Origin of the sequence: Bacillus rugosus, from assembly GCF_023238245.1 — a bacterium.
In the GTDB taxonomy this organism is placed as follows: domain Bacteria; phylum Bacillota; class Bacilli; order Bacillales; family Bacillaceae; genus Bacillus; species Bacillus rugosus.
Genome location: NZ_CP096590.1, coordinates 3,101,030 through 3,124,020, shown reverse-complemented (window position 1 = coordinate 3,124,020; position 22,991 = coordinate 3,101,030). Strand labels below are relative to the sequence as shown.

Below are 22,991 nucleotides of genomic sequence, written 5' to 3'. Positions count from 1 at the left end.
TTTTGACCTTAAAATAAGTCTAACAAAAATAATGTCATTTGTATATTTAAAATCATTCCTGATCAAGCTGAATGTAAGGAGCTGGTCATGTGAAAAGAAAGGTATTGATGTGCTCAGGTTTATTCTGCTCAGTATTTGCAGGGGCATTCATGTTGAATCAATATGACGGACGCAGCGGTGGGAAGGCTAGTGAGGAGTGGGAGCTGTATTTATTGGAGCACCACCTGTCAGCAAGAATGAGTGAAATGGAATCAAAGGATCTGCCGTTTGGCCCCCGAGAGTATATCCGGATTGTGAACAGATAAAAAAAGAGTTCCGCATATAACGGAACTCTTTTTCTGATTATGAAGTGAAAAAACGAAGCAGAACTGTCGCGCAAATGACGGTACCTGCACCGCCGAGGCGGGTGGAAATTTGGGCGAACGGCATAAGGCCCATTCTTCCTGACGCAGATAAAATTGCAACATCACCAGTTCCGCCGAGACCGCTGTGGCAGCAGGTAACGATTGCAGATTCAACCGGGTACATGTTCATCAGTTTGCCTACAAAATATCCAGAAGCAATCATTGCGATAACTACTGAAATACAAATGATCACAAACGGAATAGAAATCACAGACGCCACATCATCCAACGGAATAAAGAGGATGCCGAGACCGACCATCAGCGGCCATGTAAAGCTTGAAGAAATAAACTTATAGAGCTGGTAAGCGCCATCCTCCATTTTTTTCGGAAGAATATTCGCATATTTGACAGCCGCCGCTGAAATAATCATTAAGATCGCACCCGGGATGAAGATGAATTTCTCCAATAACCCGCCGAAAATAAAGTATGTACACGCGAGCAGAACACCGGCTCCCATCAGTTTAAAATCAATTTTTGCTTCGGCTTCTTTTTGGTTGAAAATCTCGTTTGCTTTTTTAGATTTTACGAGGCGACCGTTTCCATTTAGATCTGGACGCTTATCGCCAAGCTTTTTCATTAAGGCAGCACAGATGATAGCAAAAACGTTTCCGATAATAGCCGCAGGGACCAGCTGAGATACAAACACATCAGCGGATGAACCCAGTATTTGTGAATACGCGATTGAGAGCGGCAAAATTCCTTCACCTATTCCCCCGGCAATAATCGGAACAACAACAAAGAAAAAGGAATCATAGGCACTGTAGCCAAAAATAAATCCGACAAGGATGCCGGCCGCAACTGCCGCAATTGTTCCAGCAACCAATGGAACGAACATTCTGATAAACCCTTGTATTAAAACAGTTCTGTTCATTCCGAGGATACTTCCTACAACTAGACAAGCGATATAGAAATAAAGGAAGTTAGATGTTTTCATCAAGTTGGTTACAGCGTCTAAAGATGTTGAATTCAGCACATTGTAAAAGACTAAAAATGAAGGAACAAACAAAGATAAAATAGCAGGGCCGCCAATATCCTTCAATATCGGAATGCGCTGGCCGATGTCTCCAAGAAACACACCCAGAATCATGATGATGGCAAACCCGCCAAGCATGTTTGCGGGCAGCTCATTGTAATAGGCTGCAAGAATAATAATAACAGCTAACACTGTGTATAATGGCAGAGGAATCACACCGATTTCCCAGGTCCAGATTTTTTGAAACAGGTTTTTCTCCTGTGGGTCTTTTTGCTCAGGTGAAATTGTCCCCGTTTTTGGAATTGCTCCCATGTCATACACCCCCATGTATTGTTTGTTACAGTCTACAAGAAAGCGTTAACACTTCATATTTTTTTAAGTTAAAAAACTGATAAACAATTAAATTAAGGGGGACGTTTGGATTAGAAAAAAATCCCTGAGAAGCGTCTTCCCAGGGAGAAGGTTTTATCTTTTTCCTTTAATATAAGGCACGCCATTGGCTTTTGGGGCATCTGCACGCCCAATAAAGCCGGTTAAAGCGAGAATCGTTAATACATAAGGCGCCATCAGCATATACACATTCGGTATGTCTTTAAAAAGAGGGAGCAGCGAGCCGATGATGCTCAAGCTTTGGGCGAATCCGAAAAACAGGGCGGCCCCGAGTGCTCCAATCGGATGCCATTTTCCGAATACAAGGGCTGCCAGTGCGATAAAGCCTTGCCCGGAGATGGTAGAGTGCGTGAAATCAAGCGCAATCGTGGAGGCATATACGCCGCCGCCGAGACCGCCGAACAATCCGCTGATCATCACGCCGATGTAGCGCATTTTATATACGTTGATTCCCATCGTATCGGCCGCCATCGGATGCTCTCCGACAGAACGGATACGAAGGCCGAACGGTGTTTTGAACAAGACAAACCAAGAAATAATGGCCAGTGCAATTGCAAGAATAGACGTATAATAGACATCCGAAAAAAAGATCTTTCCCAATACAGGAATGTCGCCTAAGCCGGGAATCTTCGTTTTATAAAAAGGCACAGGGATTTTGTCTGTCTGCGCTTTGCCGTAGATCAGTTTTACGATAAATAAAGTTGCCCCAAGCGCCAGCATGTTAATGGCGACACCGCTGACTGTCTGATCGGCGCGAAACGAAATCGCTGCTGCGGCGTGAATCAGTGAGAACAGCGAGCCTGCTGCCATGGCGGCAAGGAGTGAAAGCCAAGGCGCAGCGGCACCCAATTCGGGACCTAAAAATAAATTAAATAACACGCTGGTGAATGCCCCGATAATCATGAGACCTTCAAGGCCGATATTCACAACACCTGATCTCTCAGAAAACACGCCGCCGAGAGCAGTTAAAATAAGCGGGGCCGCATAGACGAGTGTAGCTGGGACAATGATGGATAAAATCTGCACAATGTCCACTTAGTTCGCCCCCTTTTTCTTCAATTTGCCCATGACAAAACGAATCGCGTAGCTTGAAGCCACAAACAGAATGATAATGGCAATCACAATATCAACGACCTCTGACGGTACACCTGATTCAATCGGCATATTTAAAGCGCCGATTTTCAGGCCGCCAAGCAGGCATGCAGCCAGCACAACACCGACAGCTGTGTTTCCCCCGAGAAGAGCGACAGCGATACCGTCAAAGCCTACGCCGGTAAATGCGCCCTTCACGGCTGCGTATTCGAAAGTCCCAAGCCCCTCCATGGCTCCGGCAAGACCTGCAAAAGCACCTGAGATGAGCATGGAGGTCATGATATTCTTGCGCACGCTCATACCGGCATACTGGGAAGCGTGCTGGTTAAATCCGACCGCCCGAAGCTCAAATCCCTTTGTTGTTTTGTTGATGATAAACCACATGATAACTGCTGCGAGAAGAGCAACGACGATCCCCCAATGCAGCCGTGAATAATCGGTTATCTGTTCAAGAAACGGCGAGCGGAGGGAGGCGGATTCATGAATTTTCTCCGTCTTATCCTGACGATCTGTCAAGACGTTTGAAATGATGTAATTGGTCATATGCAGCGCGATATAATTCATCATAATGGTGACAATGACTTCATGAACGTAAAAGCGCGCTTTCAAAATACCGGGAATAAAACCCCATAATCCTCCTGCTGCTGCCGCTGTAATCAATGCGAGCGGCATGTGGATATATGCCGGTCCATCAAAGGCCGTCCCGACCCAAACCGCTGCTGTCCAGCCGACGAGCAGCTGGCCCTCGACGCCGATATTAAAGAGTCCGGTTCGGAATGCAAAGGCGACAGCCAACCCGGATAAAATATAAGGCGTAATTTGGCGGATGGTTTCACCGACATAATAGATTTCTCCGAATATCCCATTCCACAAAGCCGAATATCCGCTGATCACACTGTATCCGCTCGCAAGCATAATCAGTGCACCGGCCACAAGACCAAGGATGATTGCAATGAGCGGCACGAATAAATGAGAGAGTCGTTTAACCATTTGCTTTCCCCGCCTCCTTCCGTGTGCTTCCTGCCATCAAGAGCCCGAGCTCCTGCTCAGTGGTGTCCTGCGGATCGACGCTGGCGATCATGTGACCTTCAAAAATAACAGCGATTCTGTCACTGAGATTCATAATTTCTTCAAGCTCAAACGAGAGGAGAAGAACGGCTTTTCCGGCATCGCGCTGCTCAATGAGTTTTTTATGGACAAATTCAATTGCTCCGACATCAAGGCCGCGAGTCGGCTGGGCGGCTATTAATAAACCAGGATTCCGGTCTATTTCCCGCCCGATAATCGCTTTTTGCTGGTTTCCGCCTGACAATGCCCGGGCGTGTGTATATTCATCCGGCGTTCTGACGTCATACTCGCTGATCAGGCTGCGGGCTTTTTTGTACATTTCGCTTTTATGTAAAACGCCAAATGCTGAATACGGCTTTTTGTAGTAGCTTTGCAGCACGATATTTTCTCCGATCGGAAAATCAAGGACGAGACCGTGTTTATGGCGATCCTGGGGAATATGACCGATTCCGGATTCGGTGACTTTTCTTGGCGCTAGGTTTTGGAGCTGTTTTCCGTTTAAGGTGATTGTTCCTGAATCTGTTTTGCGGAGTCCTGTTATTGCTTCAATCAGCTCAGATTGCCCATTTCCGTCAACGCCAGCAATACCGACAATTTCTCCTGCTTTGACAGAAAGCGACAAATTCCTGACTGATTCTACTCCGCGGCCATCCTTTACAGTCACTCCGTCAATCACAAGCACTTCCGCCCCTGGCTGAGCTGCCTTCTTTTCGGTTTTGAACGATACTTCGCGTCCGACCATAAGACTGGCGAGCTCGTCTTTGTTTGTATCCCGGACATCAAGTGTATTGATGCCTTTTCCTTTGCGGATAATGGTAACGCGGTCACAAACCTCCATAATCTCTTTTAATTTATGGGTGATTAAGATGATTGATTTCCCTTCATTGACCAGGTTAGTCATGATTTGCATCAGTTCTTTGATTTCATGAGGGGTCAATACAGCCGTCGGTTCATCAAAAATCAGAATATCGGCACCGCGGTAGAGGGTTTTTAATATTTCTGTGCGCTGCTGCATGCCGACTGATATGTCAGCGACTTTTGCTCCGGGATCAATCTGAAGGCCGTATTGGTCGGATATGTCCTGCACCTCTTGGACAGCACGCTTCCGATCAATTTTGCCAAACTTTTTTGGCTCTTTCCCGAGAATAATGTTTTCTGCAACTGTAAAGGTGTCAACAAGCATAAAGTGCTGGTGCACCATTCCGATTCCAAGGTCATTCGCTTTGTTCGGGCTGTTGATGAGGACCTTCTCGCCGCGCACCCGAATTTCGCCCCGCTCCGGCTGATACAGCCCGAAAAGGACATTCATTAGCGTTGATTTCCCCGCTCCGTTTTCACCGAGCAACGCGTGTATTTCGCCTTTTTTGACCTGAAGGTTGATATTGTCATTGGCGACGATACCAGGAAACTCCTTGCGAATATTGAGCATTTCAATGACATATTCCACTGATCGACCGCTCCTTTAATCAAAATAAAAGAAAAACAAGGGATAAGGGCTCGACCTCCTTATCCCTGCGCTTCTTATTCAGCTTTGAAGGTTTTCAGCTCTTTCTCAGTTGCTGGCACTTCCAATCCATCGATGATTTTTTTCTTCCATTTATCAACCGCTTTGATCACATCATCCGATAGATTTTGTTGAGATGAGGAAATGCCGACCCCGTCTTTGTCAAGGCCGTAGGTGAGCGTTTCGCCGCCTGGGAACTTTCCTTCGCTTGCTTTTTTCGTTAAATCTTCAACCGCTGTATCTACTTTTTTGACCATGGAAGTGAGGGTGACGTTATCATCTGTTCCTTCTACCTGGCCTTCCGCGTATTGGTCTTTATCAACACCGATCACCCAGACATCACGTTTCGGATTTTCTTTTTTTAGGTTCTTCGCTTCAGTAAAGACACCTGTGCCAGTGGCTCCTGCTGAATGATAAATAACATCTACCCCGGATTTATACATGCTTTCGGCGGTGGCTTTACCGACGTCGGCTTTATCAAAACCGCCTGCGTATTTCACTTCGACAACGGCTTTAGGGTTTACAGCCTGCACGCCGGCACGGAAGCCGACCTCGAATTTTTTGATTAATTCTGATTCCATGCCGCCTACAAATCCGATTTTTCCTGATTTGCTTGATAGAGCTGCGGCCACTCCAACGAGAAATGAGCCTTCCTGCTCTTTAAACGTAATACTTGCAACGTTGTCTTTATCAACAACAGCATCTATAATTGCAAAGTTTGTATTCTTTCGCTGATCAGCAATTTCGCTGATTGAGTCCTCCATTAAGTAGCCGACCCCGTAAATCAAGTCGAAATTCTCACGTGCTAATTTATTTAAGTTTGTTGTATAGTCTGCATCTGATTTTGATTGAAGGTAGTCGTAACCGTTTTTGCCTTTTTCAAGCCCGTTCTCTTTCCCGAAGGCTTGAATGCCTTCCCAGGCTGATTGGTTAAAGGATTTGTCATCCACTCCGCCTACGTCAGTAACCATCGCCACACTGAATTTATTTTTTTCTTCGCCGGAGCCGCTGCTTTTTTCGCTGTTTCCGCATGCTCCTAATATGGTGCTTGCTGCGATCACAAGTGACATCGCCAATCCGATTTTTCGTTTATTCAAGATATAACCCCCCAGAAAAATTTGGTTCAAAGCTGATCCGGCCAGTCATGTGATGGGCTGTCCTGAACAATTTCTTAGAATCGATAAAATTTTCTGATAATAACAAATAGAAAGCGCTGAGACAGTTCTGGTCTTCCCTGAATAAGCATGGTGTGTGTGAGTGTTTCCTTCGAAAGGAGGGGAAGGGAAGGATGCGGAAGGTTCCGGGCGGAAACCGTGACATCTTTTTCTGAAGTGAGACTTATGACTTAGTTTCGGGATCAACTAACCAATCATAATTTATCATTTTACTCACAAGAAATAAATAGAATTTCACATATTTTTTAAAAAATATCTATTTTTAGAATTGTTTGTTCAAACGTGTGAAAAAGCCCTTTATTATCCTTGTATAACTTATCATCAATAGAATCAAGCAGCTTGGCAAGAGATATGACAGAAAAAAACGCACTGCTCGGAGTGAACAGTGCGTTTTTTTTATAGATATTGTTTAATTCCGTTAAGGTTTCCTGTATTCACGTTGTACTGAAACACAGGTCTTCCGATTGTGCCGTATGCCATTTCTACATTCAGAACCTGTATATCTTCAAGAAACTTCAAGTATTTTCGTATGGATACTTGAGAGATCTCTGTGTGGTTTGCCAAGTCTTCTGTCGTAAAAGATTCATTTTCAAATGACTGGATACTGGACCAAATCAGCTTCAGCGTGCTTTTTGTCAGGCCTTTAGGAAGCTGCACTTTTTCTGTTGCTTCTTTCTTTTGAAAAAGCTCGGCGTCCAGTTCTTTTTGGCTCATGTTGCGATGGGTGGAATAAACCTTTTGTTTTCGTCTGTAATCAGACAGGGCAGTTTGGAAACGTTCAAATTCAAACGGTTTGATTAAATAATCGACAGCGCCGTAACGAAGTGTTTTCTTGATAACGTCAAGCTCGCTGGCCGCTGAGATGACAATCACGTCAACCGCTTCATTTTGGGCTCTCAGTTCCGTGAGCAGTTCCAGCCCGTTTTTACCCGGCATATAAATATCGAGCAAGATGAGGTCGATGTGATGCTCTCCTAAAACATGAAGAGCGCTTTGAAAGGAAGAGGCGATGCCTTTCAACTGAAAGCCTTCTATTTGGCTTAAGTATCGTTTATTTAATTCACCCACCATGGGGTCATCTTCAACTATTAGTACATTAATCATGATTTTCCTCCTTCGGTTCGTACGGGACGCGAAGACTGAATGTCGTTCCTTCATTCTCTTCGCTTGTGAGGATCATTTGGCCCTTTAAATTTTCGATGCTTTGCTGTGTAAAATAAAGGCCGAATCCCCGGTTTTTGCCCTTTGTTGAATAGCCTTGTTCAAATACTTTGGCTTGATCTTCTTCAGACATGCCTGCTCCTGTATCGGTAATTTCAATGTCCAGTATGCTGTTATGAAAACGCATGGACATGGTAATTTGTTTTTTAGGCATATTCGCAACGGCGTCCAATGCATTGTTGATGAGATTTCCGATGATTGTAATGAGTTCATGAATGACTGAAGGGTCTGCCGCGTTCGGGATGACACCTTTGCATTCAATATCAAGATTTGCGCCCTGCTCCCGGATGAAGCTCTGTTTTCCGAGCAGAAAACCGGCCAGTACGGAGCTTTTGACATCATTTATAATTTCGCTTGTTTCTGACTTTTGCTGAATGGCAATATCTTTAATATAATCTCCAAGATCATCATACTCTTTCAGCTGGACGAGTCCTAATATCACATGCAGTTTGTTCATAAATTCATGAGACTGTGCTCTCAATGCGTTTGCATACATTTTAACACCGGAAAGCTGTTCGGCTAAATGTTTTACCTCGGTTTTGTCCCGGAATGTCGCAATCGCTCCGACGGTTTGTCCTTTCAGCTGGATGGGAACTTCATTAAACACAAGCTCTAACCCGTTAATGCGGACGTCTCTGTCTTGAAGAGGTTTTTTTGTCTCAATGACCTTTTTCAAGCGGCTTTTCGGCAAGAGGTCATTTACATCCTGATCAACGGGATTTGTGTTGATGCCCATTTTCACGAATAGACGCTTTGCTTCCGCGTTGGCAAGTTTGATTTTCCCGTGTTCATCGACAGCGAGTATTCCTTCCTTCGTCGATTCCAGCATTGCGCTCCGTTCTTCAAGAAGAGTCGCAATTTCATAAGGTTCAAGTCCGTACATGATATTCTTCACCGTACGGGCGACGATAACAGCTCCGATCACACCGACGAAAATGCTGACGCAAATAATAAAGTAGAGCGGCCGTAAGCTGTGGCTGATCACTTCATCAATTTCATTTACGGTGATGCCGACTGCGACTGCACCGGCCTGTTTTCCGTTCTCCGCGTAGACAGGGACGAAAGCCCTCTGCGATTTCCCGAGCGTGCCAGAGGCAGTGCTGATATGCACATGTCCTTTTAATACTTCGGATTCATCACCGCCCATGAATTTTTTTCCGATTTTGTTCGGGTCGGGATGGGTTTTGCGTATGCCGTTCATATCCATGACGACAACAAATTCCGTGCCGGTGATTTTCTGAACCCGCTTTGTGTAGCTTTGCAGCTCCTTCTGGTTTTTTCCGCTTTCTAAGGCAGAGGCTGTGATCGGCGCTTCGGCTACCATTTCAGCAGTCTGCAGCGCAGTGGCTTTTTCCTGATCTCTAATCCGTGTGGTGGTTTGGGCACCTACAGTAAAAAATGTAATGAGCAGTGCGATTAACACAACGATACAAACAAATATGGTAAGTCTAGTTTGCAGTTTTAATGTTTTTTTCATATAAAACTTCCTTACGTTTTATGATTCCTGCGTACTACTTTACTCTCAAAATGCTGCTTTGTGAAGATTTGGGATCGTAATTCGTAAAAAGGAGAAAAAATGGAATAATTTATCTTGTCAATGTGTTTTAAGTCCTCCATAATAAATGAGGTAGATTATAGAAAGGGACTTTTTTATATGAAAAATACTTATTTGACAGGATACTTTCCGCTGATTGCGATCCTGCTTTTTAGTTCGTCGTTATCCATTTCAACTTCACTTTATGCGTTGAAGATGCTGTCTTCATTTGGAATGTATGATGGAATGCTCGATTATTTTTCAGAGAAAGGGATCAGGCTTGCGTTATTTGCTGCCTTTGCACTTTTATATTTTATGGTTCTGTCAGCTCTGAAATTAATTGCGAATACCGTGACTGAGCTATCATTGCTGTTTTTTGCTAATGATCCGGAAGGGAACAATCTGAAAAAAATCAGAATGGGTTCCATGATTTATTTAGGCGGCGGGATTTTATCCTTTGTGCTCTTGCAAAATGTCATCTGGATTGTGATCTGGTTTGCGGTCGTCACGCTCGCTTACTTTGTGTTTATTGTATACCGGATTTATTCAACGCTTTCTCTTATGTCATTAGTCGGGTTCATTCTTTTGGAACTGCTGTTTTGGTTTACCTTTGTTATCGGTATTCTGTTCATATTTATCAAGCTTTATAATAGCATAATGGCTAGCTTACCTGTGTAAGCTAGCCATTTTTTCGTTTACGGTAAAAATCTTTTTTTAATAGAAGGGGAGGGAAGCATACATTCATTTTTCTTGCCAAACCACTTATAGCGGTTTTTGGCAATGAAAGAATAGATCATATCTCTCAAAGGCTTCGGCACTGCAAAAAACAGGACGAAGAGCCGCCATGGGCCCCGCAGATGCCTGAAAACCTTAATGGCTGCAGTTGACTTTGTGTACACTTGGCCGTCTTCAATAAAGACAAAGCTGTCAAACTGATCAGTCGGGAGCCCGCTTTTTTTCAGCAGGCTCTGTCCTGTTTCCGACTGCAGCGATGTAAAAGAAATCAATCCGTCTGGATCACGTTTAATGATAAATTGCACGGCGCCATTGCATAAATTGCACACGCCGTCAAACAGCAAAACGCGATTTGGAATTTGTTCTGATGCCACGCCAGATCCCCTCCGATCCTTTAATAAGCCGCTTGCAGCGTCCCTTTCCAGATGGAAAGCTGAGGGCTGATACTGTGAAGATATTCAACGCTGCTCGGTGTATCTTTTCCGACCCAGACACCCATTGTGTACGTATCTGTCAGGCCGACAAACCACATATCGTGATAATCATTTGATGTTCCTGTTTTACCGCCGATGTAAGGCGCTTTAAAATATGCTTTTTTCCCTGTCCCGCTTTTTACAACGGAAGACATCAGTTTTTTCAGCTGCATGTTCGTGCGGACGCTGAATATTTGAGTCGATTTATCATTCCATTTATAAAGCGTTTTTCCATTAAGGTCTGTCACTTTGGTAATTGCATGGCTCGGCGTATAGCTTCCGCTGTTGCCGAATGTCGTATACGCCTTTGTCATCTCAAGAGGCGTCATGCCGTTTGTAAATCCGCCAAGCGCCGCCGGGAGAAGGTAGTCGCTGTTGACAAGTTTGGCAAAATGATACGGCTCAATATAACTGAATGCTTTTTGGATGCCGACACGGTCCAGCATTCTGATGGCCGGTGTATTATATGAATTTTTAAATGCCGTGTCGAGCGTCACTGTGCCGTACGTGCGGTTGTTGTAGTTTTGCGGACAGTAGTCTCTGCTGCAAAACTTGCTGGCATCAATAGTGCTGCTTGCTGTCGCGCCGGTCTGTTCAATATAAGGGCCGTAATCAAGAAGCGGCTTAATGGATGAACCCGGCTGTCTGTATGCCTGGTAGGCTCGGTTAAAGTCATATTTTTGATAGTTTTTCCCACCGGATAGAGCGACGATTTGATGCGTCTGGTGATTGATCACAGCCGCTCCGCCCTGTACATCCGCATACGGGAGCTTGGCATTCATTTGTGCCACAACCTGATTCTGCATGTACGGATTAAGTGCAGTATAAATTTTCACGCCGTCTTTCATCAGAGTGCTGACTCTAGCGGACAGCTCATTTTCGATCTTTTCTTTTTGTTTTCCTGACGCTTTTTGAAGACGTTTATCATAGCCTTCTGATTCAGACACCAGTTGAGTGAACTCATCATTGACGTAGGAAACGTAGTCCGGATATTTGTCTTCTCTTTTTTCAACATCAAGCTTGATTTTTTGTTTGACGGCTTTTTTCAGCTCTTTATCCGTAATGACCCCGGCATCTTTTAACCCTTTAAGCAAACGTTCTTGACGGCTTTTCGTGTAGTCAAAATGCTTGAGAGGATCATATAATGTAGGGTTATTAGGTATAGCACAGATAAAAGCCATTTCTCCCACTGTGAGAGATTTCAGCGGTTTGCTGAAATAGAATTCAGCCGCTGAACCGACACCGTAAACGCCATTGTTAAAATAAATCGTATTTAAGTAAGCTTCAAGAATTTCATTTTTCGTATACTTTTTCTCTAGCTGATAAGAATACGCGAGCTCTGTCAGCTTGCGGCTGAAGGAGCGCTCGTGGCTTAAATACAGGTTTCTTGAAAGCTGCTGTGTGATGGTGCTGGCGCCCTGGTCAATTTTCTTGTCTTTTACGTTAGAAGCGGTAGCCCGCACCATTCCCATAAAGTCAAAGCCTTTATGCTCGTAAAAATGCCGGTCCTCAGACGTTAAGAAAATCTGTTTGACTTCCTCGGGAATCTTGTCAAATGGAACGAGAACACGGTTTTCGTGATCGCTGACGATTTCCGAGACAAGGGAGCCGTCCCTGTCATACATGTAGCTGTTCTGAACAAGGCTGATATCTTTCAGATTAATATTTTTATCAAGCACCTGATCCAGGGACTTCATTTGTTTTACTTCTTTTCCGGAAGCGATAACTGTAAATGCAAACAATGGGATTATGCAAAGGAGCAAAATCCATCCGATTATTTTTCGTAACATGGTCACTCTCTTTTCTCCTAAATTCTAGCCATATCGTACCATTCTTTTGAGTTTACGAGAAGGTTAAATTTAGAAGTATCCTCAGTTTTTTCTGAGAATCAGCTAGCTTTGGCATAAGAATCTTTCCGGAATTTCTGCATGACCCAAAGCATGCAGGCGCCGGCGAAAAAGAGAAACGCTGTGACATAAAAGGCGGCCGAAATTGTAAAATGGCTCGATATGATTCCGCCCAGAAGAGGCCCGAGCACGTTTCCTAAAAAGCGAAAGCTGACATTGTAGCCGAGAACTTCTCCTTGAATGCTTCCAGGGGCCTGAACGCGGATGGCTGCAGTGATGCATGGCAGCAAACCGCCCATCGCCATTCCAAATAAAAATCTGAAAACAAGGAGCACGCTGAGTGAGGACGCAAGCGCCTGCGGAATAAAAAAGAAAGAGGCGGCGAGTAAAAGTCCGATTAAAATGCGGCGATGGCCATAGCGGTCGCCCAGATCCCCCCATTTTCTAGCCAGCAGCAAACTTCCGAGTCCCGTTGCTGAAAATGCCATGCCAGAGAAAAAGGCCAGATTGACAGGTCCGTGCAGCTCATTTACATATAAAGCGAGCAGCGGCTGGATACTGAAATTGCCTGTTTGAATCAGCATGGTTAACAGCATCATGACCCAAAGCGCCGGCTGGTGAAAAATATAGGAGAGCACTTCTTTTCTCGAGTAAGACGTACGTTTGGCTGTCTTTTCTGCAAGAGGCTTTTCTTTGACGCCGAATAACACGAGAAGAACAGATAAGAAAATCACAAAGGATGTGATAAAAAAGGTATACGTAAAGCCGAAACGGTCAGCAAGCATGCCTCCCAAAAGCGGACCGAACAAGCTTCCGGACACTTGCCCCATTTGAAGCGTACCGAGTGTTTTGCCGGCTGAGCTCTTCTGGGTCTGTGCCGAAATCATCGCAAGAGACGTCGGGATGAATCCGGTTACAAGCCCCATTGCCATACGAAGGAAAAACAATTGGTACACCGATGTCACAAAGCCCATTAATAAAATGCTGAGGGCAATGCCCGTTCCGGTTGCCATAAGGATTTTCTTGTATCCGCGTTTGTCTCCGAACCGCCCCCAAAACGGGGATACCAAAAACGCCATGAGAAATGTAATGCCGAACACATAGCCGCTCCACCTTTGCACAAAGCTGTTTGAAAAAGTGCTGAGCGTCTCAATGTATAAGGAGAGAAAAGGAATAATCATCGTTGTGCTGGCAGAGACAAAAAAGTTGGCCAGCCACACAATGACAAAGTTTTTCTTACGGATAGAAATAACATCACCTTCTTATTATTTCGGGTTCCTTACTAATTATAAAGAAACGATTCATAATTTAAAAGAAACAAAGCGGCTGGGAAATTTCATTATTTTTAGAAAATGAAGAAAGGTCGAGAAGGGGAATTGATATACTATAAAGATAGCATTTTCTGATCGGAGGAAAGGCAGGTGTAAAAAGGTGACGACAAACAGCTTACTCATTATTGATTTCGAATTTACGATGCCCGAGGGAAAGTACAGCCCGCAAAACTTTTTTCCGGAAATCATTGAAGCTGGAATTGTAAAGTCGGTTGATGGTGAAGTAGTTGAGACGTTTTCTAGCTATGTCAGACCGAAAAAATTCCCGAAGCTGACGAAACGCTGCAAATCATTTTTAAAAATTACTCAAAAGCAGGTAGACGAGGGGATGAGGTTCGAAGATTTCATCCGTAAACTAAACGAGCTTGACCCTGAGAAAAACAGCACGATTATTACGTGGGGAAACATGGACATGAAAGTCCTGAAGCAAAACTGTATGTTTAACCATATTCCTTTCCCATTTAAAGGAGAAATGAGAGATTTGTCGCTTGAATACAAAAACTTTTTTGGAGACCGGACACTAACGGGTTTATGGAAAGCTGCCGAAGAGTATGGAGATTCCGGAACAGGCACCCATCATAAAGCGCTTGATGATGCTCTTACAGCACATAAGCTTTTTAAGCTTGTTGAGCAGGATAAGCAGTATCTCGAAAAACCAAAACCGCCGACAATCGGCGAAAGAGTCGATTTATCCGAACTGTTCAAGCGCGCGACGTAAAAAACCCAATCTTTTGTCAGACTGGGTTATGGCCGATTAAAATATTCTTTTTCTAAAACGTCCAGATTATTAAGGGAGCGCTTTGCCCACTCCGAACCATCCTCATTCAATTTGGCTCTCAGCTTTGCTGCCGCCTCCCGCAAAGACTCGGCATAATCCGGCACTTCACCGTCATAAGGCTTCACCATATGATGGGGGATATTGGTCTGTTCGCCGTATGCGAGCGCTTTTCTCTCATGAAAAAACGGCACATCCGCCTGTTTTGGATGATGAAGGTCTCCTTGAGCGGGATGGGTAAGAACCGCTTTGATTTTCACTAAATAATGCTGCGGCCTGCTAGCCGTAATTTCTCCTATGTATACACCTGTTTTGTAAAATCCTTTAACGATAGAACCAGTCTCAAACGTACTCATCTGTCATCACCTCGCATTTATTCTATAAAAGTTCCAAGCGATTTGCTAGTGAGGAAGATCAGCGGGAAGCTTAATTGTCACCGTGGTGCCTCTTTGGAAGCTGCTGCTAAATGAAATGGTCCCGTGATGATGTTCAATAATTGAAAAGGTTACAGTGAGCCCGAGTCCCGTTCCGTTTGATTTTAATGAGTAATAAGGTTCGCCGAGTTTTTGCATTTGATTGTCTGTCATGCCGACTCCATTATCCGCTATGTTAATCATAATCGTATGGCCGCTTCTTTTGGCTGATATGTGGATCATCCCCTTCCCGTGAGGAACCGCTTCAATGCTGTTTTTCATCAGGTTGATGACAGCCTGCTTCAGTTTTGTTGCGTCTCCGTATATAAAAAGGCCCGGCTCTGCTTCAGCCTCGACGGTCACAGACTTGTAATTGGCATACGACACCATAAGGGAGCTTGTCTCTTTGATAAGAGCCGATAAATCAAAAACCTCTTTTTCATACAATTGCTGTTTGGCCATATCGAGATAGTTTGTAATAATGTCTTGCGCCCGGTCAAGCTCTGACAGTACAAGCTTTTTGTAATCCGCACTCGACTTGTTCTGAAGGGTTTCGTCATTAAAAAGCAGCTGGACAAACCCGCGGACAACTGTCAGCGGATTCCTGACTTCATGAGCGACGCTCGCTGCCAGTTCACTCACAATCGTCATTTTTTCTGAATGGATAAGCTGTGAACGCAGGGCGATATTTTCGGCGATGCTTTCTATAATATAGATACTTAAAAGAAGAACGCTGGAGCGGAACACTCCTGAGACAGCTGCCTCATAAAGTAAAATTCCTGATTTTTGAAAATTTAAAATATTCAAGGCAGTAAAAATCCAACTGGAGGCGAAAAATAGGGAAATCTCCAAGCAGCTGAGCAACAAAGACAGCAGCAGTTTTTTCGCTTTGGACATGAATGGCCATTTTTTCTGAAATAAGATTGGGATGATGATAAGAAAAGGCAGCAAAGTGAAAACAAACATTGCGGAAGGTTCGTAAAACAGCAGTTCAAAACATAAGACAGTTGCGGCGACTGTAAGCCCGGAAGCAGTACTAATGTAAAATAAACAAATGATAACGGGAATCATCTGAAGGCCGTATTGTATGTAGTCCATTTCATGAATAGGAAATATAATGCATAAAACGGAGGCGCCGCAGGCGAATAACGTGACCAACCCGTTGTTTATTTTGGGCACAAGGATCGCCGGCTTTCCAAGCCAAAACACTTGGTAGAGAAGAATAGGAAACAAAATAAAGCAGATATGCAGGAGATAGTCTTTTAGAATTTCCATTCGTGTGAAATCCTTTCGTATAAAATATGAATCTATTATAACACTAAATATTAGAAGTAAAATATAAAATTCCTTTATAAAGAACGCCTTTACGAATGAAGACGTAAAGGCGTTTAACAGGCTATATTTTACGCTAATGCAGCTTTGATACGGCGCAGGCCGTCCTGCAAGGTTTCGAGAGTGCATCCCGCGTTCAGGCGCATGAATCCTTCTCCGCCAGGCCCGTATTTTGTCCCGGGCTCTAGTATAACTTTTCCTTTTTTTAGCATCCTTTGCTGAAGCTCAGCGTCGGACAAGCCGTAAGCGCTGAAGTCGAGCCAGATCAGGTAAGATGCATCCGGAGTCATCATTTTAACTTTCGGCAGCTCGGTGCTCAAAAAGGCTTCAGTTTCGTTCATGTTTTTCTCAAGGTAAGAGATCAATTCATCGAGCCACGGTCCGCATTTAGAGTAAGCTGCTTCGATCGCTGTGACGGCAAATGCATTCAATCCGCCTAAACCATTGCGCTGCAGGCTTGCGGAAAACTTAGCGCGCTTCAGCCGATCCGGTATAATGATGGCCGACGCCTGTAATCCGGCGATATTAAATGTTTTGCTTGGTGCAGCACATGTCACAGAAATCTCAGCAAATTCGTCAGAGAGAGAAGCGAACGGCGTGTGTTTGTGTCCGTACAGCATCAGGTCGGAATGGATTTCATCCGATACAACTGTGACCCCATGCTCAAGACACAATTCGCCAAGCTTCAGTAAATCTTCCCGTCCCCATGAACGCCCTGAAGGGTTATGAGGATTGCATAAAATAAACAATTTGACGCTTGGATCACTAAGCTTCGTCTCTAAATCTTCAAAATCCATTGCATACGTGCCGTCTTTTTTTTGCAGCGGATTATGTAAAATGCGCCGGCCGTTTTTCTCAATCATATAGTAAAAAGGCGTATAGACAGGAGGCTGGACCACCACTTGGTCTTCAGGCTCCGTGAAAGCCTGTACCGCCATGCTCAAAGCTGTGACAACGCCCGGGCTGAATGTGATGCTTTCTGGGTTCACCTTCCAGCCGTGCCTGTTTTGCATCCATCCGCACACAGCATCCTTCGTTTTTTGGTCTGGAGCCGTATAACCGAAGATCCCGTGGTCGAGGCGCTCTTTTAATGCTTCAGTTATCGCTTCCGGCGCGCGAAAATCCATATCCGCCACCCACATCGGGAGTGCGTCTGTCACGCCGAATAATTCGCCTGTTTTGTCCCATTTGACCGATTGGGTGCCAAGGCGTTCTTCTCGTTTATCAAAGTTCATTCTGTTACCCCCTCATGTAGGTTTATTCTTCTTCACGTAACTATGATAAAATTGAACTGCAAATTATATTATAAGCGGTGATGAATATGGAAGAAAGTCAAGCGGTCAGGGAAATGATCAAGATTATTTCCAAATGGGACCCGTTTAAATATGGAGAAGAGTTTTACGAAACGGAGGCTGTTGATGTCGTTCAGGCCGTCTATGATGAAGACGATCCCGAGGCGCTGGCGAAAAGCATTCAGCATATATTTGAAGTTTCCTTTGAACAAATGCTGCCGATTGACAGCTGCCGGGAAGTGGCTGGCCAGCTTTTATTCATTAAAAACAGCAGCTCCTGTACGCCTTAAAAAAACCGGTTCAGCACCGGTTTTTTTGTTATTTGATAAACTCTGCAATGTGTTCGGAAACGATTTCAGGCCGTTCCTCAGGCACCAGATGTCCAGTCTGACCGAGTGAGTACAGCACGGAATCGGGCAAATCTCCGTGCAGCCGTTTACCAATCTCCACAGGGACGATTCGGTCCTCCTCGCCCCAAATCAATAAAGCAGGCTTGTTCATTTTCTTTAATTGCTCGGGTTCTAAATCTCCTTCTCTATGGCGGATAAACCTTGTCATGGCTTTGAAAATCTGCTCGTCTTGAAACGGCCTGCCATAGCCGTCAATCATCTCCTCATCAATCAGCGATTTGTCATGCACAACATTTAATAAATTTTTCATCACGCCTTCTTTTGAGAGCCAGCGTTTGATATAAAGATGAAAATACGGGAGGTGGGTCCCGAAAATGACTGATGGGTGCGAACGTTTTAAATACCCTGAACTGCAAAGCAGCACAACCTTTGAAAAAAGCTCCGGCTTTTGGAGAGCAGCAGCCAGCGAAATCTGCCCGCCCATAGAATGGCCGACAAGTGCAGCCTGTTTGACTTGCAAGTGTTCCAAAATCCCAATGACGAGCTTCGCGAGGTTTTGATAGGTATAGATAAATGTTTTCGATTTTTCAGATTGGCCGAAAGGAGGCAAATCAAGTGCGATAATGTCGTACCTGTCCCGAAGAAGAGGGATGACTTTTCTGAAGCTGAAAGCAGACGATAAAAAGCCGTGTACGCAGACAAGTGTTTGCCTGCCCGGATTTTGATAATGTTCGTAGTATACATTTACGCCATTGACTGTATGCCGCCTTATTGGTGAGACCGCCTCCATTCTGTGTCACTCCCTTTCATGTGATGTCTGTATTGTGCCCTGAAATTGTCAATTCTAGCGGAAGTTTCTCCTCGTTTTTTCTTAGCATTCGTCAAAAAACGTGATATAATGTCATGAGATTTCTTGACATTGCAAAGGTGTGAATTCAAATGAAATTGACAGAAAAAGAAACAGAAATATTAGAAATTTTAGACGAAAATAGCCGCGCCGATTTAGAAACAATCGCAAAGATGGCGGGCATCCCTGTAAATGAAGTACAAGCAATTATTGATAAACTGGAAAAAGAAAAGGTTATCATCGATTATTCCGCTATGATTGACTGGCGAAAAGTCGACGGGCATGAAGGCGTCACAGCCATGATTGATGTCAAAGTAACGCCGAAGCGGGGAGTCGGTTTTGATGAAGTGGCGGAACGGATATACCGGTTCCAAGAGGTTGAATCAGTTTACCTGATGTCAGGCGTATACGATTTGTCTGTCGTGATTCGCGGCAATTCGATGTCTGACGTTGCGCGTTTTGTTTCAGATAAACTGTCCACACTAGATTCAGTTGTATCTACAACAACTCATTTTATCCTGAAAAAATACAAGCATGACGGCAAAGTGTTTGAAACAGGAGACGACGACAAAAGAATCGTGGTGTCACCGTAAATGGCTTCGTATTTATCTGACTATGTACAACAAATAAAGCCGTCCGGCATTCGCAAATTCTTTGATTTGGCGGCAACGATGGAAGGCGTCATTTCTTTAGGCGTCGGCGAACCTGATTTTGTTACCGCATGGAATGTCCGCGAAGCAAGCATTCTCTCCCTTGAACAAGGGTATACGTCATACACTGCAAATGCCGGTTTATACTCATTGCGTGAGGAAATCAGCCGTTATTTAAGCAGCAGGTTTGACCTTAGCTACTCGCCAGACAATGAGCTGATTGTGACAGTAGGGGCAAGTCAGGCTTTGGATATTGCGATACGCGCCATTGTAAATCCAGGTGAGGAAGTCATCATTCCTGAGCCGTGTTTTGTGGCGTACGATGCGCTTGTTTCTTTGGCAGGCGGAATCCCGGTTCATGTCCATACAACGGCAGACAAAGGCTTTAAAGCAACGGCTGCGGATTTTGAAGCGGCGGTCACTGAAAAAACAAAAGCCATTCTCATCTGCTCGCCATCGAATCCGACAGGTTCGGTTTATTCGAAGGAAGAGCTGAATGAAATTGCTGAGTTTGCCAAAAAACATGATGTCATCGTCTTAGCTGACGAGATTTACGCCGAGCTGACATATGATGAGGAATTTACAAGCATAGCAGCATTGCCGGGAATGAAGGAACGGACGGTTGTCATCTCAGGCTTTTCAAAAGCGTTCGCGATGACGGGCTGGAGGCTTGGTTTTGCCGCAGCACCACCTGTGCTTCGGGATGCCATGCTTAAAATTCACCAGTATGCGATGATGTGCGCGCCGGCAATGGCGCAGTTTGCGGCCTTAGAAGGATTGAAGAACGGCATGGAAGACGTAGAAAAAATGAAAAAAAGCTACCGAAGAAGACGGAATTTGTTTGTGGAAACGCTCAATGAAATCGGCCTCAGCTGTCATCATCCGGGCGGCGCTTTCTATGCTTTTCCATCCATCAAAAGCACGGGAATGAGCTCGGAGCAGTTTGCCGAAGAGCTGCTGACGCAGGAAAAAGTGGCTGTTGTTCCGGGAAGTGTGTTTGGTCCGAGCGGTGAAGGGTACATCCGCTGTTCATACGCAACCTCGATCGAGCAGCTTCAAGAAGCGTTAGTTAGAATGAAACGCTTCCTGCATAAAACAACATAAAAAAAGATACGAACCTTTTGTTCGCATCCAATAAAAGGGGGGAATACTAGAAAGCCTTTGGTATTTTCAGTTTACCCCCTTTTTGCTGTGCATAAACCTGTTTTTTTATAAAAAAGTTTTCTTTGCGGAAATAAGACATGTGTGATATAATTTTAAATTGCGTATAAACAGATATTTAATTTAACTTAGGAGTTGTTATGAATGGCAGCAAAATTTGAAGTGGGCAGTGTTTACACTGGTAAAGTTACAGGATTACAAGCGTATGGTGCGTTTGTTGCATTAGATGAAGAAACTCAAGGTTTAGTACACATTTCTGAAGTGACTCACGGTTTCGTAAAAGATATCAACGAGCACCTTTCAGTGGGCGACGAAGTACAAGTAAAAGTACTTGCTGTTGATGAAGAAAAAGGAAAAATCAGCCTTTCAATTCGTGCGACACAAGCTGCGCCTGAGAAAAAAGAAAGCAAACCAAGAAGACCTAAAGCTGCGCAAGTAAGCGAAGAAGCTTCTGCACCACAAGGTTTCAACACATTAAAAGATAAGCTTGAAGAGTGGATCGAAATGTCCAACCGTAAAGACCTTATCAAAAAATAAGCATGAAAAAAGCACCGGGCAGGAATGTCCGGTGCTTTTGTTTCTTTTTTCAGCATGATTGAAAACCTTTGAAGTCTAGGAAGGGCGAGCATTGGAGCACAGCGAATGTACAATTCGTGAGCACCGACGCACAGACCTGACAACGAATGCGAAGGTTTGTCAACTCGCTGAAGCACCGGACAGGAATGTTCGGTGCTTTTTTATCCTATCGCATTTCAGGATTTGCTGCCTCTTCACGTGATCTTTCCTCGTTTGGTTTAAACAGCAGACCGAGGTTGATTAAGCCGGCGATTCCGACAAGTCCGTAAATAATGCGGGAAAGAGCTGACCCTTGGCCGCCGAAGATGGCCGCTACTAAGTCAAATTGGAAAAATCCGATCAGTCCCCAGTTAATAGCGCCAATGATTGTTAAAACAAGACAAATTCTCTGAATGGTACTCATGTTTTGCAACCTCCTCCATGAATTATTAAAACAGTTATAGATTGTGACATATTGGAGAATCTATACATGCATTCTCCATATTGAGGGAAACTTGTCTGCCCTCACCTATATCAGTTTCTTTCCCAGCATCTTGCCATATAAAACCATGCGATATGTTGACCGGCGAGAGCTGATTGCTTTACATGTAGTGAGGACATTCTGCATAATAAAAAATCTAAGGAGGAGATGTCATGCAAAACTTTACATACTGGAATCCGACCAAATTAATTTTCGGGCGCGGAGAAGTGGAAAGACTTCCGGAGGAACTCAAACCTTACGGGAAAAACGTATTGCTTATCTACGGAGGCGGAAGTATTAAACGCAGCGGTCTGTATGATCAAGTGATAGAACAGCTAAATAAAGCCGGAGTGACCGTGCATGAATTAGCAGGTGTAGAACCGAATCCGCGTGTGTCGACTGTTAATAAAGGTGTTGCCATCTGCAAAGAACACAACATTGATTTCTTGCTGGCTGTCGGAGGCGGAAGTGTAATCGACTGTACAAAAGCGATTGCCGCAGGAGCGAAGTATGATGGTGATGCGTGGGATATCGTCACGAAAAAACATCAGCCGAAGGATGCTTTGCCATTCGGAACTGTACTGACTCTCGCTGCAACTGGTTCTGAAATGAACTCAGGCTCGGTGATTACAAACTGGGAAACAAAAGAAAAATACGGCTGGGGCAGCCCGCTCGTATTCCCTAAATTTTCTATTCTTGATCCGGTGAATACGTTCACCGTTCCTAAAAATCACACGATCTACGGTATGGTTGACATGATGAGCCACGTATTCGAACAATACTTCCATCATGTATCAAACACGCCGTATCAGGACCGTATGTGTGAATCACTTCTGCGCACAGTCATTGAAACAGCACCTAAGCTGATCGATGATCTCGAAAATTACGAATTGCGTGAGACGATCCTATACACAGGAACAATTGCATTAAACGGCATGCTTTCTATGGGTGCAAGAGGGGATTGGGCAACTCATAATATTGAACATGCAGTATCAGCCGTTTATGACATTCCGCATGCCGGCGGACTGGCGATTCTGTTCCCGAACTGGATGAGACACACATTGTCTGAAAACCCTGCCCGCATGAAACAGCTTGCAGTTCGCGTGTTTGGCGTTGAAGAAGCAGGTAAAACCGATGAAGAAATCGCACTTGAAGGTATCGATAAGCTGTCTGCATTTTGGACAAGCCTTGGCGCTCCGAACCGTCTTGCTGATTATGATATCAATGATGAGCAGCTTGATACAATTGCTGACAAGGCTATGGCTAACGGTACATTCGGCCAATTTAAATCGCTTAACAAAGAAGATGTGCTTGCCATTTTAAAAGCATCTCTATAAAAAAAAGGGGAAACAGCCGTAAGGCTGCTTCCCTTTTTCTTTTTGTCTACT

At 44.4% G+C, this 22,991-nt stretch carries 24 protein-coding genes; 9 read left to right on the top strand and 15 right to left on the bottom strand.

Annotated features, from left to right (window positions below):
• Positions 1-89: 89 nt before the first annotated feature.
• The gene (locus M0696_RS15910; RefSeq protein ID WP_166848899.1) at positions 90-305 is read left to right on the top strand and encodes a hypothetical protein; all 216 of its coding nucleotides are present in this window, start codon (positions 90-92) and stop codon (positions 303-305) included.
• A gap of 37 nt (positions 306-342) precedes the next feature.
• Here M0696_RS15910 and maeN read toward each other — a convergent pair whose 3' ends face one another.
• The 7 genes from maeN to maeL form a co-directional block, all read right to left on the bottom strand.
• The gene (gene maeN / locus M0696_RS15905) at positions 343-1,689 is read right to left on the bottom strand and encodes a sodium/malate symporter MaeN (RefSeq protein WP_248602145.1); all 1,347 of its coding nucleotides are present in this window, start codon (positions 1,687-1,689) and stop codon (positions 343-345) included.
• 153 nt (positions 1,690-1,842) lie between these two features.
• Entirely contained in the window at positions 1,843-2,802 is a 960-nt protein-coding gene (gene nupQ / locus M0696_RS15900; RefSeq protein WP_248602144.1) for a guanosine ABC transporter permease NupQ, read from the bottom strand.
• Positions 2,803-3,849 carry a guanosine ABC transporter permease NupP gene (gene nupP, locus M0696_RS15895; RefSeq protein WP_222141944.1) on the bottom strand — a complete coding sequence of 349 codons (1,047 nt, stop codon included), beginning with the start codon at positions 3,847-3,849 and terminating at the stop codon, positions 2,803-2,805.
• Positions 3,842-5,374: an ABC transporter ATP-binding protein gene (locus M0696_RS15890; RefSeq protein WP_248602143.1), complete on the bottom strand. Its 1,533-nt coding sequence runs from the start codon at positions 5,372-5,374 to the stop codon at positions 3,842-3,844. The genes nupP and M0696_RS15890 overlap by 8 nt, the downstream gene beginning before the upstream one ends.
• A 74-nt stretch (positions 5,375-5,448) precedes the next feature.
• Positions 5,449-6,528, bottom strand: a complete 1,080-nt coding sequence (gene nupN, locus M0696_RS15885; RefSeq protein ID WP_166848914.1) for a guanosine ABC transporter substrate-binding protein NupN — start codon at positions 6,526-6,528, stop codon at positions 5,449-5,451.
• Positions 6,529-7,002: 474 nt separating this feature from the next.
• A complete protein-coding gene (gene maeM, locus M0696_RS15880) occupies positions 7,003-7,710 on the bottom strand; it encodes a two-component system response regulator MaeM (RefSeq protein ID WP_166848917.1) in 708 nt (235 codons plus the stop codon).
• Positions 7,703-9,304 (bottom strand): two-component system sensor histidine kinase MaeL, encoded by a 1,602-nt coding sequence (gene maeL, locus M0696_RS15875; RefSeq protein ID WP_166848938.1) that lies wholly within the window; start codon positions 9,302-9,304, stop codon positions 7,703-7,705. Before maeL ends, maeM begins: the two co-directional genes overlap by 8 nt.
• Before the next feature lie 177 nt (positions 9,305-9,481).
• Between maeL and M0696_RS15870 the strand changes: the two genes are divergently transcribed.
• Positions 9,482-10,039, top strand: a complete 558-nt coding sequence (locus M0696_RS15870) for a YufK family protein (RefSeq protein WP_003220744.1) — start codon at positions 9,482-9,484, stop codon at positions 10,037-10,039.
• 17 nt (positions 10,040-10,056) lie between these two features.
• Here M0696_RS15870 and M0696_RS15865 read toward each other — a convergent pair whose 3' ends face one another.
• The 3 genes from M0696_RS15865 to M0696_RS15855 form a co-directional block, all read right to left on the bottom strand.
• Positions 10,057-10,470 carry a thiol-disulfide oxidoreductase DCC family protein gene (locus M0696_RS15865; protein ID WP_166848941.1) on the bottom strand — a complete coding sequence of 138 codons (414 nt, stop codon included), beginning with the start codon at positions 10,468-10,470 and terminating at the stop codon, positions 10,057-10,059.
• Between the two features lie 20 nt (positions 10,471-10,490).
• Entirely contained in the window at positions 10,491-12,365 is a 1,875-nt protein-coding gene (locus tag M0696_RS15860) for a transglycosylase domain-containing protein (RefSeq protein ID WP_166848944.1), read from the bottom strand.
• 92 nt (positions 12,366-12,457) lie between these two features.
• Positions 12,458-13,666, bottom strand: coding sequence for a multidrug efflux MFS transporter (locus M0696_RS15855; RefSeq protein WP_428830225.1), 1,209 nt, complete (start codon positions 13,664-13,666; stop codon positions 12,458-12,460).
• Between M0696_RS15855 and M0696_RS15850 the strand changes: the two genes are divergently transcribed.
• Together M0696_RS15850 and kapD are read left to right on the top strand one after the other, a co-directional pair.
• Entirely contained in the window at positions 13,569-13,772 is a 204-nt protein-coding gene (locus M0696_RS15850) for a hypothetical protein (RefSeq protein ID WP_166848947.1), read from the top strand. The two genes, M0696_RS15855 and M0696_RS15850, sit on opposite strands and share 98 nt — an antisense overlap.
• Positions 13,773-13,847: 75 nt before the next feature.
• Positions 13,848-14,465, top strand: a complete 618-nt coding sequence (kapD, locus tag M0696_RS15845) for a 3'-5' exonuclease KapD (RefSeq protein WP_166848950.1) — start codon at positions 13,848-13,850, stop codon at positions 14,463-14,465.
• Between the two features lie 26 nt (positions 14,466-14,491).
• Here the strand turns inward: kapD and kapB are convergent, their stop codons facing one another.
• From kapB to patB, 3 genes are all read right to left on the bottom strand, one after another.
• Positions 14,492-14,878 carry a kinase-associated lipoprotein KapB gene (gene kapB / locus M0696_RS15840; protein ID WP_248602141.1) on the bottom strand — a complete coding sequence of 129 codons (387 nt, stop codon included), beginning with the start codon at positions 14,876-14,878 and terminating at the stop codon, positions 14,492-14,494.
• A gap of 45 nt (positions 14,879-14,923) precedes the next feature.
• Positions 14,924-16,210, bottom strand: coding sequence for a sporulation sensor histidine kinase KinB (gene kinB / locus M0696_RS15835; protein WP_248602140.1), 1,287 nt, complete (start codon positions 16,208-16,210; stop codon positions 14,924-14,926).
• 128 nt (positions 16,211-16,338) lie between these two features.
• Positions 16,339-17,502 carry a cystathionine beta-lyase PatB gene (gene patB, locus M0696_RS15830; protein WP_248602139.1) on the bottom strand — a complete coding sequence of 388 codons (1,164 nt, stop codon included), beginning with the start codon at positions 17,500-17,502 and terminating at the stop codon, positions 16,339-16,341.
• Between the two features lie 86 nt (positions 17,503-17,588).
• Between patB and M0696_RS15825 the strand changes: the two genes are divergently transcribed.
• Positions 17,589-17,849 (top strand): YugE family protein, encoded by a 261-nt coding sequence (locus M0696_RS15825; RefSeq protein ID WP_166848962.1) that lies wholly within the window; start codon positions 17,589-17,591, stop codon positions 17,847-17,849.
• A gap of 28 nt (positions 17,850-17,877) precedes the next feature.
• On the opposite strand, the gene M0696_RS15820 is transcribed toward M0696_RS15825, so the two are convergent.
• Complete coding sequence (locus tag M0696_RS15820; protein ID WP_166848965.1) at positions 17,878-18,699, bottom strand: alpha/beta fold hydrolase; 822 nt, start codon at positions 18,697-18,699, stop codon at positions 17,878-17,880.
• A 149-nt stretch (positions 18,700-18,848) separates the two neighbouring features.
• Here M0696_RS15820 and M0696_RS15815 point away from each other — a divergent pair, with 149 nt between their 5' ends.
• The 3 genes from M0696_RS15815 (at position 18,849) to yugI (ending at position 21,104) form a co-directional block, all read left to right on the top strand.
• Positions 18,849-19,349, top strand: a complete 501-nt coding sequence (locus M0696_RS15815; RefSeq protein ID WP_166848968.1) for an Lrp/AsnC family transcriptional regulator — start codon at positions 18,849-18,851, stop codon at positions 19,347-19,349.
• Positions 19,350-20,510, top strand: coding sequence for an aminotransferase (locus M0696_RS15810; RefSeq protein ID WP_222141940.1), 1,161 nt, complete (start codon positions 19,350-19,352; stop codon positions 20,508-20,510). It abuts the gene before it with no gap.
• Positions 20,511-20,711: 201 nt separating this feature from the next.
• Positions 20,712-21,104, top strand: a complete 393-nt coding sequence (yugI, locus tag M0696_RS15805) for a S1 domain-containing post-transcriptional regulator GSP13 (RefSeq protein WP_124044441.1) — start codon at positions 20,712-20,714, stop codon at positions 21,102-21,104.
• A 205-nt stretch (positions 21,105-21,309) separates the two neighbouring features.
• Here the strand turns inward: yugI and M0696_RS15800 are convergent, their stop codons facing one another.
• A complete protein-coding gene (locus tag M0696_RS15800; protein ID WP_003220771.1) occupies positions 21,310-21,546 on the bottom strand; it encodes a DUF378 domain-containing protein in 237 nt (78 codons plus the stop codon).
• 230 nt (positions 21,547-21,776) lie between these two features.
• Here M0696_RS15800 and M0696_RS15795 point away from each other — a divergent pair, with 230 nt between their 5' ends.
• A complete protein-coding gene (locus tag M0696_RS15795; RefSeq protein ID WP_166848973.1) occupies positions 21,777-22,940 on the top strand; it encodes an iron-containing alcohol dehydrogenase in 1,164 nt (387 codons plus the stop codon).
• The last annotated feature ends 51 nt before the right edge of the window (positions 22,941-22,991 follow it).

Bases quoted from the DNA above. Each gene is read 5' to 3' on its own strand.
- maeN (WP_248602145.1), bottom strand. From the start codon at position 1,689: ATGGGAGCAATTCCAAAAACGGGGACAATTTCACCTGAGCAAAAAGAC.
- nupP (WP_222141944.1), bottom strand. From the start codon at position 3,849: ATGGTTAAACGACTCTCTCATTTATTCGTGCCGCTCATTGCAATCATC.
- maeM (WP_166848917.1), bottom strand. From the start codon at position 7,710: ATGATTAATGTACTAATAGTTGAAGATGACCCCATGGTGGGTGAATTA.
- maeL (WP_166848938.1), bottom strand. From the start codon at position 9,304: ATGAAAAAAACATTAAAACTGCAAACTAGACTTACCATATTTGTTTGT.
- M0696_RS15870 (WP_003220744.1), top strand. From the start codon at position 9,482: ATGAAAAATACTTATTTGACAGGATACTTTCCGCTGATTGCGATCCTG.
- M0696_RS15850 (WP_166848947.1), top strand. From the start codon at position 13,569: ATGTATAAGGAGAGAAAAGGAATAATCATCGTTGTGCTGGCAGAGACA.
- kapB (WP_248602141.1), bottom strand. From the start codon at position 14,878: ATGAGTACGTTTGAGACTGGTTCTATCGTTAAAGGATTTTACAAAACA.
- kinB (WP_248602140.1), bottom strand. From the start codon at position 16,210: ATGGAAATTCTAAAAGACTATCTCCTGCATATCTGCTTTATTTTGTTT.
- patB (WP_248602139.1), bottom strand. From the start codon at position 17,502: ATGAACTTTGATAAACGAGAAGAACGCCTTGGCACCCAATCGGTCAAA.
- M0696_RS15825 (WP_166848962.1), top strand. From the start codon at position 17,589: ATGGAAGAAAGTCAAGCGGTCAGGGAAATGATCAAGATTATTTCCAAA.
- M0696_RS15820 (WP_166848965.1), bottom strand. From the start codon at position 18,699: ATGGAGGCGGTCTCACCAATAAGGCGGCATACAGTCAATGGCGTAAAT.
- M0696_RS15815 (WP_166848968.1), top strand. From the start codon at position 18,849: ATGAAATTGACAGAAAAAGAAACAGAAATATTAGAAATTTTAGACGAA.
- M0696_RS15810 (WP_222141940.1), top strand. From the start codon at position 19,350: ATGGCTTCGTATTTATCTGACTATGTACAACAAATAAAGCCGTCCGGC.
- yugI (WP_124044441.1), top strand. From the start codon at position 20,712: ATGGCAGCAAAATTTGAAGTGGGCAGTGTTTACACTGGTAAAGTTACA.
- M0696_RS15800 (WP_003220771.1), bottom strand. From the start codon at position 21,546: ATGAGTACCATTCAGAGAATTTGTCTTGTTTTAACAATCATTGGCGCT.
- M0696_RS15795 (WP_166848973.1), top strand. From the start codon at position 21,777: ATGCAAAACTTTACATACTGGAATCCGACCAAATTAATTTTCGGGCGC.